This window comes from Micromonospora sp. NPDC049048 (genome assembly GCF_043197615.1).
Lineage (GTDB): Bacteria > Actinomycetota > Actinomycetes > Mycobacteriales > Micromonosporaceae > Micromonospora.
In genome coordinates this window covers 25,502-40,179 of record NZ_JBICTM010000013.1, presented here as the reverse complement: position 1 = coordinate 40,179, position 14,678 = coordinate 25,502, and the positions used below count along the sequence as shown (strand labels likewise).

General features: G+C 72.3%; 8 protein-coding genes. 3 read left to right on the top strand and 5 right to left on the bottom strand.

The genetic code is table 11. The annotated features are described in order from the left end of the window. Nucleotides 1–2 precede the first annotated feature (2 nt). From ACGFIG_RS29545 to ACGFIG_RS29530, 4 genes are all read right to left on the bottom strand, one after another. Nucleotides 3–5,204, bottom strand: a complete 5,202-nt coding sequence (locus ACGFIG_RS29545; protein WP_393008475.1) for a type I polyketide synthase — start codon at nt 5,202–5,204, stop codon at nt 3–5. A gap of 172 nt (nt 5,205–5,376) precedes the next feature. Beyond that, nucleotides 5,377–6,945 (bottom strand): fatty acid--CoA ligase, encoded by a 1,569-nt coding sequence (locus ACGFIG_RS29540; RefSeq protein ID WP_393008473.1) that lies wholly within the window; start codon nt 6,943–6,945, stop codon nt 5,377–5,379. Nucleotides 6,946–6,981: 36 nt separating this feature from the next. Further along, the gene (locus ACGFIG_RS29535) at nt 6,982–7,554 is read right to left on the bottom strand and encodes an FcoT family thioesterase (RefSeq protein WP_393008472.1); all 573 of its coding nucleotides are present in this window, start codon (nt 7,552–7,554) and stop codon (nt 6,982–6,984) included. A 55-nt stretch (nt 7,555–7,609) separates the two neighbouring features. Beyond that, on the bottom strand, nt 7,610–8,638 hold the full coding sequence (locus ACGFIG_RS29530; RefSeq protein ID WP_393008470.1) for a BTAD domain-containing putative transcriptional regulator: 1,029 nt from the start codon (nt 8,636–8,638) through the stop codon (nt 7,610–7,612). A gap of 293 nt (nt 8,639–8,931) precedes the next feature. Between ACGFIG_RS29530 and ACGFIG_RS29525 the strand changes: the two genes are divergently transcribed. The 3 genes from ACGFIG_RS29525 to ACGFIG_RS29515 all read left to right on the top strand — a co-directional run bounded on the left by ACGFIG_RS29525 (nt 8,932) and on the right by ACGFIG_RS29515 (nt 13,488). Beyond that, the gene (locus ACGFIG_RS29525) at nt 8,932–11,238 is read left to right on the top strand and encodes a TOMM precursor leader peptide-binding protein (RefSeq protein WP_393008468.1); all 2,307 of its coding nucleotides are present in this window, start codon (nt 8,932–8,934) and stop codon (nt 11,236–11,238) included. Nucleotides 11,239–11,284: 46 nt separating this feature from the next. Further along, complete coding sequence (locus ACGFIG_RS29520; RefSeq protein ID WP_393008466.1) at nt 11,285–12,754, top strand: SagB family peptide dehydrogenase; 1,470 nt, start codon at nt 11,285–11,287, stop codon at nt 12,752–12,754. Between the two features lie 128 nt (nt 12,755–12,882). Then, the gene (locus ACGFIG_RS29515; protein ID WP_393008464.1) at nt 12,883–13,488 is read left to right on the top strand and encodes a DNA-binding response regulator; all 606 of its coding nucleotides are present in this window, start codon (nt 12,883–12,885) and stop codon (nt 13,486–13,488) included. On the opposite strand, the gene ACGFIG_RS29510 is transcribed toward ACGFIG_RS29515, so the two are convergent. Then, nucleotides 13,384–14,583: a sensor histidine kinase gene (locus ACGFIG_RS29510; protein WP_393008462.1), complete on the bottom strand. Its 1,200-nt coding sequence runs from the start codon at nt 14,581–14,583 to the stop codon at nt 13,384–13,386. The two genes, ACGFIG_RS29515 and ACGFIG_RS29510, sit on opposite strands and share 105 nt — an antisense overlap. Nucleotides 14,584–14,678: the final 95 nt, after the last annotated feature.

The following is a 14,678-nucleotide window of genomic DNA, read 5'->3' as shown; positions in this document are numbered from 1 at the left end:
GGTCAGCTCCCCGCTTCCGTCGTCGCTCCACCGAGGTCGGCGAGCGCCATGCTGATCAGTGCGTCGGCGTCCATGTCGTCGATGGATCCGCTGGGCTCGTCGGCCGGCTCGTCGGCGGCGACCCGTACGCCGCCGAGTTCGAGCAGGCTGTCCATCAGGCCGGCGTCGCGTAGCCGGCCGAGGGGGATGGCGAGCAGGATGCGGCGTACCTCGTCCTCCGGCAGCCCGCCGCCGGTGCCCGTCTCGGGGACGAGCCGCTCGTACAGCAGCTCGGCGACCGCGCGGGTGTTCGGCCGGTCGAAGGTCAGGGTGGCGGGCAGCCGCAGGCCGGTCGCGGCGTTGAGCTGGTTGCGCAGCTCCAGCGCGGCGAGGGAGTCGAAGCCCAGCTCGGTGAAGGCGCGACCGGGGTCGACGGCGTCGGGGTCACGGTGCCCGAGCACCGCCGCGACGTTGGTGCGGACCAGGTCCAGCAGCAGGTCGGCGCATTCCGGCCCGGACCTGCCGGCCAGTTGCGCGGCGAGGTCGTCGCCGGTGGCCGACGCCCGCCGGGGCCGGGGGCGGACCAGGCCGCGGTAGAGCGCGCCGTCGACCACGCCGAGATCGAGCCCGATGGGTACGAGGAGCGGCGCGGCGCAGGTCAGCGCCGCGTCGAGGAGCCGCAGGCCCTCGTCGACCGGCAGGGCGCGGATGCCCGCCTGGGCCAGCCGCTGCCGCTCCGCGGCGGTGAGCTCGCCCGCCATGCCGCCGTCCCACATGCCCCAGGCCAGGGACTGCCCGGTCAGGCCGGCCGCGCGGCGGCGCACCACCAGCGCGTCCAGGAACGTGTTCGCCGCGGAGTACGCCGCCTGGCCCACGTTGCCGAAGACGCCCGCCGCCGAGGAGAACACCACGAACGCCGACAGCTCCCTACCGGCCGTCGCCTCGTGCAGGTGCCAGGCGGCGTCCACCTTCGGCGCCAGTACGCGGTCCACGCGTTCCGGCGACAGCGAGGCCAGCAGGCCGTCGTCCAGTACGCCGGCGACGTGCACGACCGCCGACAGGTCACGGCCGGCGACCAGGGCCGCCACCGCGTCCCGGTCCGCGAGGTCGCAGGCCGCCCACCGCACCGACGCGCCCGAGGCGGTCAGCTCCGCCGCCAGCTCCTCGGCGCCCGGCGCGCCCGCGCCCCGGCGGGACACCAGCAGCAGGTCGCGTACGCCGTGGGCCGTCACCAGGTGCCGGGACACCACCGCGCCCAGGGCGCCGGAGGCGCCGGAGACCAGCACCGTCCCGGTGCCGAAGTCCGTGGTGACCGGGTCGGCGGTGGCTGCCCGGGCCAGCCGGGCGGCGTACGCGACGCCGTCGCGGACCACGAGCTGGGGTTCGTCGTCGGCCAGCAGCACGTCGCCGTCGACCAGTACGACCCGGTCGGGCTGTTCGGCCTGCACCGAGCGGACGAAGCCCCACACGGCCGCGCCCGCGAGGTCGGTGACGTCCTCGCCGGGCAGGGCCACCGCGCCCCGGGTCCGTACGACGATGCGGGGGCCGGCGGGTTCGGCCAGCCACGACCCGAGTTCGTCGAGTACGCGGTGCAGCACGGCGCGGACGCGGGCAGGGGTGTCCGCCGGGCCGGGCGGGAAGGCGGTCGTGTCGAGCACCCGGACGTCCCCGTCCCGTCCTCCGGCGGCCGGCACCGGGGTCCAGGTCAGCTCGTACAGCGAGTCGTGGTGGGCCGGCCGGACGTCGAGCGCGCCGACCGGGCGGGTCTCCAGCCTGCCCACCGACACCACGGGCGCGCCCGTGCCGTCGGTGGCGGTGATCGCCCAGCCGGAGTCGACGGGGGCGATTCGGACCCGCAGGGCGGTGGCGTTCGTGGCGTGCAGCACCACCTGCTGCCACGAGAACGGCAGCACGGTGTCGCCCGTACCGGTCGGGTCGGCCAGCAGCGGGGCGTGCAGCGCCGCGTCCAGCAGGGCGGGGTGCAGCGCGTACCGCTCGTCCGGCTCGGGGAGCGTGACCTCGGCGAACAGTTCGTCGCCGCGTACCCACACCGCCGTGACGCCACGGAACACCCGCCCGTACTCGTAGCCCGAGTCGGCGAGCCGGTCGTAGGCGCCGGTCAGGTCGACCGGCGCGGCCCGGGCGGGCGGCCAGTCGGCCTCGGCGGGCGGCGCGGTGGCCGGCTCGGCGGTGACCAGTCCGGTGGCGTGCGCCGTCCAGGTCTCGGTGCGCTCGCCGCGCGAGTGGATCTCGACGGTACGGCGGCCCTGGTCGTCCGGTTCGCCCACACGCAGCCGCAACTGCACCGCGCCGTCGGCGGGCAGGACGAGCGGGGCGACCATGGTCAGCTCCTCCACCACCGGGCAGCCGACCGCGTCCGCGGCGTGGATCGCGAGTTCGACGAGCGCCGCGCCGGGGACGAGCACGGCCCCTCCGACGACGTGGTCGGCGAGCCATGGGTGGGTGCCGGTCGACAGCCGGCCGGTGTAGACGACGCCGTCGAGGTCGGGCAGCGCGACGGCCGCCCCGAGCAGGGGGTGCTCGGTGTCGGCGAGGCCGAGTCGACTCGCCGCCCCCGTCGCGGTCGTGTTCTCCGCCCAGTACCGCTGGCGTTCGAAGGGGTACGTCGGCAGATCGGTGCTCTGGGCGCCGGTGAAGAAGGTGGGCCAGTCGACGGGGATGCCGTTGGTGTGCAGGGCGGCGACGGCGGTGGTGAGGGTGTGGGTCTCTGGTTTGTTGCGGTGGGTGGTGGCGATGGCGGTGGTGGTGTCGCCGGTGGCGGCGGTGGTGAGGACGGTGTCGGGGCCGATTTCGAGCAGGGTGGTGACGTGGTGGTCGGTGGTGAGGGTGGTGACGGCGTCGTGGAAGCGGACGGCGTGGCGGACCTGGTCGACCCAGTGGTCGGGGGTGGGTTGTAGTGGTTGTCCGTCGAGGGTGGAGATGACGGGGATGTGGGGCTGGTGGTGGGTGATGGATTCGGCGACGGCCCGGTAGTCGTCGAGCATCGGGTCCATCAGGTGCGAGTGGAACGCGTGGGAGACCGTGAGCCGCTTCGTCCGGTGGCCGGCGGCGGCGAGTTTCTCGGCGACGGCGAGGGTGGGGGTTTCGTCGCCGGAGATGACGAGGTCGCTGCTGGTGTTGACGGCGGCGATGTGGACGTGGTCGTTGAGGTAAGGACGGACTTGGTCTTCGGTGGCCTGGACGGCGATCATGGCGCCGCCGGTGGGGAGGGTTTGCATGAGGCGGGCGCGGGTGGTGACGAGGGTGGCGGCGTCGGTGAGGGTGAGGATGCCGGCGAGGTGGGCGGCGGTGAGTTCGCCGATGGAGTGTCCGGCGACGAGGTCGGGACGGATGTTCCACGATTCGAGGAGTCGGTGCAGGGCGACTTCGAAGGCGAACAGGGCGGGTTGGGTGTAGCCGGTCTGGTGCACCTCGTCGGTGTCGATGACCTGCCGTAGCGGCTTGTCGAGGTGCACGTCCAGAGCGGTGCAGGCTTCGTCGTAGGCGGCGGCGAACACCGGATACGCGGCGGCCAGCTCGGCGCCCATGCCGATGCGTTGGGCGCCCTGGCCGGTGTAAAGGAACGCCAGGCGCCCGCCGCTGCCCGCCCGGGTTGGCCGCACCCCGGCCTCCAGCGCGCGTACCAGCTCCCCGGTGTCGCGGCCCACCACCGCGGCGCGATGCTCGAACGCGGTACGCCCGACGGCCAGCGTCAACCCGACGGCCAGGGCGAACCCGGCGTCGCCGGGGCCGCGACCCGCCACCGCCCTGGCCAGGCGCGCGGCCTGGGCCCGTACCGCCTCCGGGGTGCGTCCGGAGAGGACCCACGGAATCACCGGAGGTCGGGCGGGCTCGACGGGCTCGACGGGCTCGGCCGGCTCGGGTTCCTCCAGCACGACGTGCGCGTTGGTGCCGCTGATGCCGAACGACGACACGGCGGCGCGGCGCGGCCGTTCGCCTGCCGGCCACGCGACCGGCTCGGTCAGCAGCGACACCGCGCCCGCCGACCAGTCGACCTTTCCGGACGGCTCGTCGACGTGCAGGGTGCGCGGCAGCAGCCCGTGCCGCAACGCGCCCACCATCTTGATCAGGCCCGCGACGCCGGCCGCGGCCTGGGTGTGGCCGATGTTCGACTTGATCGAGCCCAGCCACAGCGGCTGGTCCCGGTCCCGCCCGTACGTGGCCAGGATCGCCTGCGCCTCGATGGGGTCGCCCAGCGTGGTGCCGGTGCCGTGCGCCTCGACCACGTCGACCTGGCTCGCCGACAGCCGGGCGTTGGCCAGCGCGGCCCGGATCACCCGCTGCTGCGCCGGCCCGTTCGGGGCGGTCAACCCGTTGGACGCGCCGTCGGAGTTCACGGCCGTGCCGCGGACCACCGCCAGCACCCGGTGACCGTTGCGGCGGGCGTCCGACAGGCGCTCCACCACGAGCACACCGACACCCTCGGACCAGCCGGTCCCGTCGGCGGCGGCGGCGAAGGACTTGCACCGCCCGTCCGGCGACAGTCCCCGCTGCCGGGAGAACTCGATGAACGTCTCCGGCGTCGCCATCACCGTCACGCCGCCGGCCAGCGCCAGCGTGCACTCGCCGTTGCGCAGCGCCTGCACGGCCAGGTGCAGGGCGACCAGCGACGACGAGCACGCCGTGTCGACGGTGACCGCCGGCCCCTCCAGCCCGAGGGTGTACGCCACCCGACCCGAGGCGATCGAGCCCGTGGCGCTGCTGCCCACGTAGTCGTGGTACATCATCCCGGCGAAGACGCCCGTGTCGCTGCCGCGCAGGACCGTCGGGTCGATGCCCGCGTTCTCCAACGCCTCCCACGAGGTCTCCAGCAGCAGCCGCTGCTGCGGGTCCGTCGTCAAGGCCTCGCGCGGGCTGATCCCGAAGAACTCGGCGTCGAAGTCCGCGGCGTCCAGCAGGAAGCCACCCTCCCGGGTGTACGACCGACCGGGTACGCCCGGGGTCGGGTCGTACAGCTCCCCCACGTTCCAGCCCCGGTCCGTGGGGAAGTCGCCGATCCCGTCACGCCCGGCGGCGACCAGGTCCCACAGCTCCTCCGGCGTACGCACGCCGCCCGGATACCGGCACGCCATGCCGACGATCGCGATGGGCTCGTGTGCGGCCTCCTCCGCGTCACGCAGCTTCCGCCGCGTCTCGCGCAGCTCCGCTGTCGTCCGCCGGAGGTAGTCGAGCAGCTTTTCCTCGTTGTCGGGCATCGACGTCACTCCAAGAGCTGACCGGTGGGGGGAATCGGGTGCTAGAGCGGGGTGCTGCCGTCCGCGCCGCGCCGCCGGACGGGGCCGGCGGCGGGCGGTCGGACGGGACGGGCGCGCCGCCGTGGCGGCCGGTACAGCGGGGCGGAGGGCTCGCGCTCGCTGGTCGCCCCGGTCATCGCGATCAGCTCACCCTGCGCTCGTGGCCCTGCCAGAATCGCTCGCGCAGCTCGCGGCGCAGGATCTTGCCGCTCGGGTTACGGGGCACCCGGTCGATGAACTCGTAGTGCAGGGGCTGCTTGAACGCGGCGAGCTTGCCGCGCAGGTGCAGGGCCAGGTCGCGTTCGGTGAGCTGCTGGCCCTCCACCGGCACCACGAACGCGTGCACGGCCTCGCCCCAGCGCTCGTCCGGCACGCCCACGACGGCCGACTCGGCGACCAGCGGGTGGCGGCCGATGACGTGCTCGACCTCCGCGGGGTAGACGTTCTCCCCCGCCACGATGATCATGTCCTTGATCCGGTCCCGGATGAACAGGTAGCCGTCCTCGTCGAGCACGCCGGCGTCACCGGTGACGACCCAGCCGTCGACCAGCGTCTTCGCCGTGGCCTCCGGCAGGTTCCAGTACTCCACCATCGCCGCCGGGGTACGCAGCCAGACCTCGCCGACCTCGCCGGGCGGCAGCGGGTTGCCCTGTTCGTCGGCGATCTTGACCTGGAAGCCCGGGTACGGGCGCCCGGCCGCCTGCATCCTGCCGCTGTCCGGCGTGTGGTCTCCCGGGGGCAGGCAGATGGCCGTGTTGCCGGTCTCGGTCAGCCCGTAGATCTGGGCGAACTCGCAGCCGAAGCCCTCGACACAGCGGGCGAGCAGCGCCGCCGAGATGGGCGCGCCACCGTAGACCACCTTGCGCAGCGAGGTGAAGTCGTCCCGCGAGACACCGGGCTCCGCCAGCAGCAGCCGCAGCATCGCGGGCACCAGGCAGGCGGTGGTGACGCGCAGCGTCCTGATCAGCTCGACCGCGCCCGCCGTGGTGAACTCGCGCATCACGACGTTCGTCACGCCCGAGACGAAGCCCTGCGTGGCCCACCAGAGGCCGCCGATGTGGAAACCGGCCATGCCCACGAGGCTGACGTCGCCCGCGCGCCAGTCGATCCAGTCGAGCTCGGCCGAGGCGAGCGCCTGGCGTACCGCGAAGAAGCTGCGGTGCGCGAGGACGACGCCCTTGGGCAGCCCCGTCGTGCCGCTGGTGTACATCTGCACCAGCGGCGTGTCGGCGGTGACCCTGGCCAGCACGTTCGCGTCCGGCTGCGCCGACGTCCAGGCGGTGAAGCCCGCCCCGGCGGCACCCGGCTCGTCGAGCGCGACCACCCGCGTCAGCGCCGGCAGTTCCGCCGCCAGCTTCTCGGCCGTGGTGGCGGAGTCGGAGTCGACGAACAGCAGGGCGGCGCCGGAGTCGCGCAGGATGTGCTCGACCTCGCCGGCGGCCAGCCGCCAGTTGATCGGCACCAGCACCACGCCGGTCTTGGCGGCCCCGAAGAGCAGCTCGTAGAAGTGCTCGGACTCCTTGCCCAGGTAGGCGATGCGGTCGCCGGGGCGCAGGCCCGCCGCCTGGAGGGCACGCGCGGCCTGGTTGCTGACGCGGTGCAGGGCGGCGTAGTCGACGCGCCGGCCCTCGCAGACCATGGCCACGACGTCCGGCTGCTGGACTGCGTGCCTGCGCACCACGTCGACGAGGGTGCGCAACTGAACAGTCACCGGCTCCTCCTCAGGGGACGTACGGGTGGGGGCGGCTCACGCCGCGTCGGCCTGGAAGCGCATACCGGGCGGGTTGATCAGTGCCATCCGCACCTCGCCCTCGGCCACACCGCCCTGGTGGTCCCAGAAGCGCCAGGGCATGTCGATGATCTGCACCGGCTTGCTGCGGTTGCGCTCGCTGAACTCGGCGAAGGCCACCTCGCCGCGGAACGACGACGAGTCGATCGGCCGGCGGAACTTGCTGGTGAAGTTCGCGATGAGCATGTCCGGCAGCTGCTTGGCCCAGTAGTCGTCCATCGTCCACGCGCCCAGCGCGGGAACCGCCCGGTCCTGGACGCACTTGGCGATCAGGTAGTACATGAGCTGGTTGAAGCAGATGTTCACCTCGACCGAGTTGAGGTGCCCGGTGTCGTCGATGTAGCACGGGTACGGGATGGCGAACTCGCCCTCCGCGCTCGCCAGCCCGTTCGCGACGGTGACCGTCGCCGACTTCAGGTACTGGGTCTTCGGCCTCGCGTACGGGCGCAGCACGTCCGAAAGCAGTCCCGGGTCGTTGGCAAATGTCGCACGCCCGATCGACGTGCCGTTTCTCACCGGCGATGTGGTCATTGCTATTCCTCCTTTGCGCACGAGTGCGAAATTGAAGGTAATCGCGGCCTGTCCATCACCCGGTAACAGCGGAAGAACTCAGTCGACGCCCCTGACGGGCCCGACCGACGAGCCGGTCCAGCAGCATGTCGGAGGTGAGCGACAGGTCGGCGAGAAGCGGATCGGTCGACAGCAAGGCCAGGTGCAGCGCCTGGATCCGGTCCGAGGGCTCGATGCCGAGTTCGCCCCGCATCCGTCGGCGGAACCGCAGGTAGACCTCCAGCGCGGCCGGCGTACGGCCGGACCGGTGCAGCGCGAGCATCAGCATCGTGTGCGCCGACTCGTGCAGCGGGTGCTCCACCACCAGCGACGCGAGTTCGGAGGTCGCCTCCCGGTGCCGGCCCAGGCACAGGTCGGCGTCGATCCGGGTGGTGTACGCGTAGAACCGCCGCTCCTCCAGCCGGGCGGCCTGGGCGCGCAGCTGCGGGCCCCACTGGCCCTGGTGCACGACGTTGCCGCGCCACAGCGCCAGCGCCCGGCGCAGGTGCGCGTCCGCCTGCTCGTAGTCGCCCGCGTGCATCGCCGCCGTGCCCGCCGTGACCAGGTCGTCGAACTCGACGATGTCGAGCTGTTTCGGGTCCACCCGCAGCGTGTAGCCGCCGGAGCAGGTGAGCAGCACGTCGCGCGCGATGTCCTCGACGGACCCGCCGGCCACGTCGCGGAAGAGCTTGCGCACCTTGAACATGTACGTCTGGAGGGTGGCGTGGGCGGTACGGGGTGCCCCCGAACTCCACAGCTCCCGTACGAGCACCGACGCGCCCACCGGCTGGTTCGCGTTGAACAGCAACGCGGACAGCACCAGCCGCAGCTTCGGTGCGCTCGGCGCGATGTCGACCCCGTCGTGCCGGATGACGAGCGGGCCGAGCAACTCGAAGCGCACTCCGGCGAGCGGGTTCCCCGCCGGTCGCGCCGACGGCACGGCGGGCGGTGGCTCGGGGCGTCGGACTTCGGTCACGGGGTCGGCGGCCGACTCCAGCAACGCGGCGAGGAGTGTCAGTTTCTCCTCGTGCGACATCGATCCCAGTTCCGCAAACTTGGTAATCATTTCGCCGACCTCGCTATCAGTCGGATCCACCGCACATTCCACCCGCCGACGAGTGGTGTCGGCGTACTGGTTCCGTGACGAGAGCGACGATTCCGACCAGGGGGAGTCAGGACAGGCTTCCACGCTATTCCAAGCCGGGGTCGAGCCGATAGTGACCGCGTCATGGGCGGGCGTGACCAAACGAGGGGGCAGCATGTGACGGCGGCACTTGCCCAGGGCGTGCGCTGGCGGGAGGCTGGCTGGAGGCACGCTGGAATGTCACTGGAGCGGCACTGGTCGAGCAGGGAGCAGCCATGTCGGGTGGGGATGCCCAACTGCGCGTCGGGTTCAAGCGGCACCTGCGGGCCCACGTGGTGCCCGGCGACGCGGTCTACCTGCTGTCCGAACGCGACGCCACCTCGGTCAGCGGGGCGCACGTCGAGGCCCTGGCCCCGTTGCTCGACGGCACTCGGGGCCTCGCGGAACTCGTCCGGGACAGCCCTGCCGGGATGTCGTCCGCCGAGATCGGCGCGGTCGTCCGGCGGCTCGTCGACGCCGGTCTGGTCACGCTGCGGCCCCCGCCGGAGGCGGCGGCCGACGAGCCCGCGCTCGCGTACTGGGAGTCGGCGGGGCTGGAGCCCACCGCCGCCGTACGGGCCACTGCCGGCGCCCGGGTCGACCTCGTCTCCCTCGGTGGCACTCCGGCCGATGCCGGGGCGGCGCGGGACGCGCTGCGGGCGGCCGGGTTGACGGTGACGCCGATTTCCGGGAACTTTTCGCGTTCGTCCGCCGACTTATCGATTGTGCTCTGTACGGACTACCTCGACGAGGGGCTGGCCGCCGTCGACGCCGCGCATCGCGCGGCACGCCGGCCCTGGCTGCTCGCGAAGCCGGGCGGCGCACAGGTGTGGGTGGGTCCGGTGTTCGACCCCTCCGCCGCGACGGGATGCTGGCACTGCCTGGCGCATCGGCTGCGCGGCCACCGCCAGGCCGAGACGCGGCTGCGCGCCGTCGTCGGCTCCGACACCCGGATCGGCACTCCGCCGGTGACGCTGCCCCCGCTCGGCGCCGCCGCCCTGCACCTGGTGGCGCTGGAGGCCGTCAAGTGGACGGCCGGGCTCCGGGACGAGGGGCAGCGCGCGGTGTGGACGTTGGACAGCGTCAGCCTGCGCGGCGTGCACCACGAGGTACGCGTACGGCCGCAGTGCCCGGAGTGCGGCGACCCCGGCATCGAACGGGACCGGGCGTTCCGGCCCGTGCCGCTGCGCAGCCGGCCGAAGGCGTCCCGCTCGGGCGGCAGCCACCGCGCTCTGCCGCCCGAGCGGGTGCTGCACGACTACGGGCACCTGGTGAGCCCGGTCAGCGGCGTGGTCAAGGAAATCGCCCGCGACGGGCGGGGTCCGGCCTTCTTCAACTCGTACCGCTCCGGCCCGAACCTCGCGCTGACCACGCGCCGCAACGCGGAGCAGATGCGCTTCGCGCTGCGTGCCGAGAACGGCGGCAAGGGCGTGAGCCCCCTGCACGCCGAGGTGAGCGCGCTGTGCGAGGCCGTCGAGCGGCACAGCGCCTACTTCCACGGCGACGAGGCCCGGGTGACCGGCAGCTACACCGAGCTGGCGGACACCGCCATCCACCCCGACGCCTGCCTGCTCTTCGACGAACGGCAGTACGCCGACCGGGCCCGCTGGAACGCCACCTGCTCGCCGTTCCAGTACGTGTGCGCGCCGTTCGACGAGCGGGCCGTGACGAGCTGGACGCCGGTGTGGTCGCTCACCGGGCAGCGGCACCGTCTGCTGCCCACCTCGATGCTCTACTTCAACGTGCCGGAGCAGCACGGCGGCCTGACGCTGTGCGCGGACTCGAACGGCAACGCCGCAGGCAGCAGCCTGGAGGACGCGCTGTTGCAGGGCCTGCTGGAGCTGGTGGAGCGCGACGCGGTGGCCCTGTGGTGGTACAACCGCACGCAGGCCCCCGCGGTGGATCTCGACAGCTTCCGCGACCGCTGGATCGACGAGCTGCGGGAGGTCTACGCGGGCCTGCACCGCGAGGTCTGGGTCCTGGACGTGACGTCCGACGTCGGCATCCCCACGATGGCGGCGCTGTCGCGGCGCACCGACAAACGGTGCGAGGACATCATGTTCGGCTTCGGCGCCCACCCGGATCCACGGGCGGCGCTGGTCCGGGCGTTGACGGAGATGAACCAGTTGATGCCGACCGTGGCGGAGGTCGGTGGCGACGACGACGGCGGGTATGGCTGGTCCGATCCCGACGCCGTACGGTGGTGGCGTACCGCCACCTGGGCCGGCGACGCCTACCTGCGTCCCGACCCGACGGTGCCGGCACGCAGGCTGGTCGACTACCGCCACACCCCGGCGGACGACCTGCTCGACGACGTCCGCTCGGTGCAGCACCGGCTGGAGGCGCTCGGGCTCGACGTGCTCGTGCTCGACCAGACCCGCCCGGACGTCGGGCTCCCCGTGGTGAAGGCCATCGTGCCGGGGATGCGCGGCTTCTGGGCACGGTTCGCGCCGGGCCGGTTGTTCGACGTCCCGGTGCGGCTGGGCCGGCTCGACCGCCCCACGGAGTACGAGAACCTCAATCCGATACCACTTTTCGTGTAGAGAGGGCGTATCCGGCGTCACCCGCCGCGCCCGTCGAGGAGCCAGGTTGCCATCCGACGCCGACACGTCCCGCCCCGGACCGAGCCTGTCGCTGTGGTCCTTCCGGGACGACGTGACCATCGAGACGGCTGAGGACGGCAGTCTGACGATCCTCACCCGCTGGGGTGACGTTCCGGTGGGCCGGCCCGCGCCCTCGGTCGAGGAGGTCCTGCACCGCATGACCTACGGGCCGGTCGCGCTCGGCAACGTCGCCGGGTTGGACGGGCGCGCACTCCGGACGGTCTTCGACCGGCTGCCCGGCCGGATCGTCCGCTCGCTCGGCTCGCGGGACTCGCCGGTGCCGCTGCTCTCCGTCCAGCCGGTGTCCCCGCTGGGGATGCTCGAGCTGCCGGAGGTCGCCGAGGACCAGGTCGTCAAGCTGTCCCGGTTCGCGTTCGCGCACCAGCGGGACGGCGAGCTGGTGCTCGAGTCCCCGCTGTCGCACCACCGGGTGGTGCTGCACCGGCCGCAGGCCGCGCTGGTTCTCGGCGCGCTCCCCCGCGCGACGACCATCGTGGAGGTGAGCCGGAGGGCCGGCCTGGCGCTGCCGGAGGTGGCCGACATCGTCGCCTACCTGGTCGCTGCCGGCATGGTCGTCGCCGGTGCGGATGACACGTCGCGGTTCCACGAGGACACCGACCCCACACTGCGGATGTGGTCGCCGTACGACCTGTTGTTCCACTCGCGCAGCAGGCTCGGCACGCACGACGACCCCGCCGGCGCCACGTTCCGCCACGTGGCGGCCCTGCCGCCACCGGTCGCCGCCAAGCCGGCGCCCGCCGGGCCACGGATCCCGATGTACCGGCCACCCGTCACCGTCCCGCACGGGATGACCCTCACCGAGGCTGTCGACCGGCGCCGGTCGACCCGCGCCTTCGCGGAGGCGGCACCGTCGACCCGGGAACTCGGGGAGTTGCTGTTCCACGCCGCGCGGGTCCGGATGCAGACGGTGGCCACGGCCCCGGACAACGTGCGGTACACGGTGACGCGACGGCCGTACCCCAGTGCGGGTTCGCTGTACGAGTTGGAGCTGTACCTGACGGTGGACCGCTGCGCCGACCTCGGGCGCGGGATCTACCACTACAGCCCGGTCGAGCACGCGCTGACCCTCGTCAACGCCAGCCCGGCCGACGTCGACGAGCTGCTCGACAACGCGCGGGTCTCCGTCGGCGGCCGACGACCTCCGCCGGTGCTGATCACCATGACGGCGCGGACGGGCCGACTGTCCTGGGTGTACGACAGCATCTCCTACGCCACCACCCTGAAGCACGTCGGCATGCTCCAGCAGACGCTCTCTCTCGTCGCCACGATGCTCGGGCTCGCCACCTGCGCCCTCACCATGGGTGACGCACGGGTTTCCGCCTCGGCGTTCGGACTCGACTGGCCGGCCGAGGTCGGCGTCGGCGAATTCGCCATCGGACTACCCGAAAACGACATTTCCTGTAACGAGGAGTACCTGGGCGTACACGGAATGTAAATAGACCGGGCACCTTCGGAAAATGGCACCGCCGCACTGCGCGTGCGGGCGCGAAAAGGGCATTCATGATGCGTGCGGGCGCGTGATAGAACGGGGTTAATTGCGCCGGCCCGACAGGGGATGCCAAGTTGATCAAGGTGTTGTTGGCCGAGGACATGCACATGGTCCGGGATGCGCTGGTCGCGTTGCTCAACCTGGAGCCGGACATCGAGGTCGTCGCCGCGGTCGCCTCGGGCACGGAGATCCTGCCCATGGCGCAGCGGTTCCGGCCCGACGTCGCCGTCATCGACATCGACCTGCCGGGCAAGGACGGGCTCTCCGCGATCGCGGACATCCAGGCCCACCTGCCGGAGATCCGCACCCTCGTCCTGACCGCGCTCGGCCGGCCCGGCACCCTCCGCCGGGCGCTGTCGGCGAAGGCGACCGGCTTCCTGCTGAAGGACGCCCCGACCGAGCAACTGGTCGACGCCATCCGCAGCGTCGCCGCCGGGCGCCGGGTCGTCGACAGTCAGCTCGCGATGGCCGCCTGGGACAGCGCGGAGTGCCCACTCACGGCACGCGAGACCGAGGTGCTCCGCCTCACGGCGGAGGGACTCCAGGCCGTCGACATCGCGGCGCGGATGTTCCTCTCAGTCGGTACCGTCCGCAACTACCTGACCACGATCGTCAACAAGCTGTCCGCCCGGAACCGCGTCGACGCCATCCGGGTCGCCCGGGAGGCCGGCTGGCTGTGACCGGGACGCCCCGTGGCGCTCCAGCCGCAGGGGCACCTTGGCACAGAGGCGGAACAGGTCCGGCTGCTGCTCGACCGAGAGCGAGCCGCCGATCTCCTGGGCGCGTACGGACAGGTTGCGCAGCCCGTTGCGACCGCTGCCCGGGTCCCTGGGTGCCCCGACGGCCAAGTCGTCGTTGACGATCTCGATCCAGGCGTCGTCCTGCGTCTGGCGGATGGTGATGTCGCAGCGCTTGGCCTTGCTGTGCCGCAGGATGTTGGTCACCCCCTCCCGCAGCACCGTGGCGAGCACGGTGCTCACCTGCACCGGCAGGTCGAGGTGGTCGCTGTCCAGCCGCACCTGGATGTCGGCGGCGGAGAGCACGGACACGGCGGAGCGGCACTCCTCCTCCAGCGACAGTTCGCGGTAGCCGCTGGCCACGGTGCGCGCGTCGGAGAGGGCGACCCGCGATATCTCCAGGATCTCCAGCAGTTGGTCGCTCGCCTCCTGCGGCGACTTCTCCATGAGCCGGTGCACGAGTTCGATCTTGAGCGAGATCGCGGACAGGCTGTAGCCGAGCAGGTCGTGCAGGTCGCGGGCGAACCGCAGCCGCTCCCGCAGCACCGCCATGCGGGCGATCTCCGCCCGGCTCTCCTGCACCTCGACGACGAGGGCGGTCAACCGGGACAGCCCGTAGACCACGAGGCCCGTCGTGACGGTGGAGATCGCGGTGTAGAGCATGTCGATCGGCGCCTGGGTGAAGATCCACTGGGCGACGGCCATGGAGGCGACGACGACGCTGAAGGCCACCCACGCCGTGATCGGGCGCAGGACGAGCAGGACGCTGCCGGCCAGGAAGCCCGGCATGCCGACCCATGCCTGGCCGAAGGCGAGGATCGGCAGGTAGACCAGCGCCGCCTGGGTGACGAGGACGCCGTAGCCCAGCGGCGTACGCAGTCGTCCGTTGTCCCGGCCGTACCACAGCAACTGCATCGTCATCAGGATGGCGATGCACGTGAACGACAGCGCGATGGCGATCGGCCCGACCGGCAGGAGCATGACGTGGAGAAAGCCGATGAGGCTGATGCTCGCGAAGACGGCGGTGACGACGCCCATCGCGAGACGCGGTGGCGGCAGCGGCGCGACTTCGTCTCGCGATGACGAGCGCCCTGGTGTGACGGAGAGGTTCACGGCAGCAGCGCTCTCGTGCG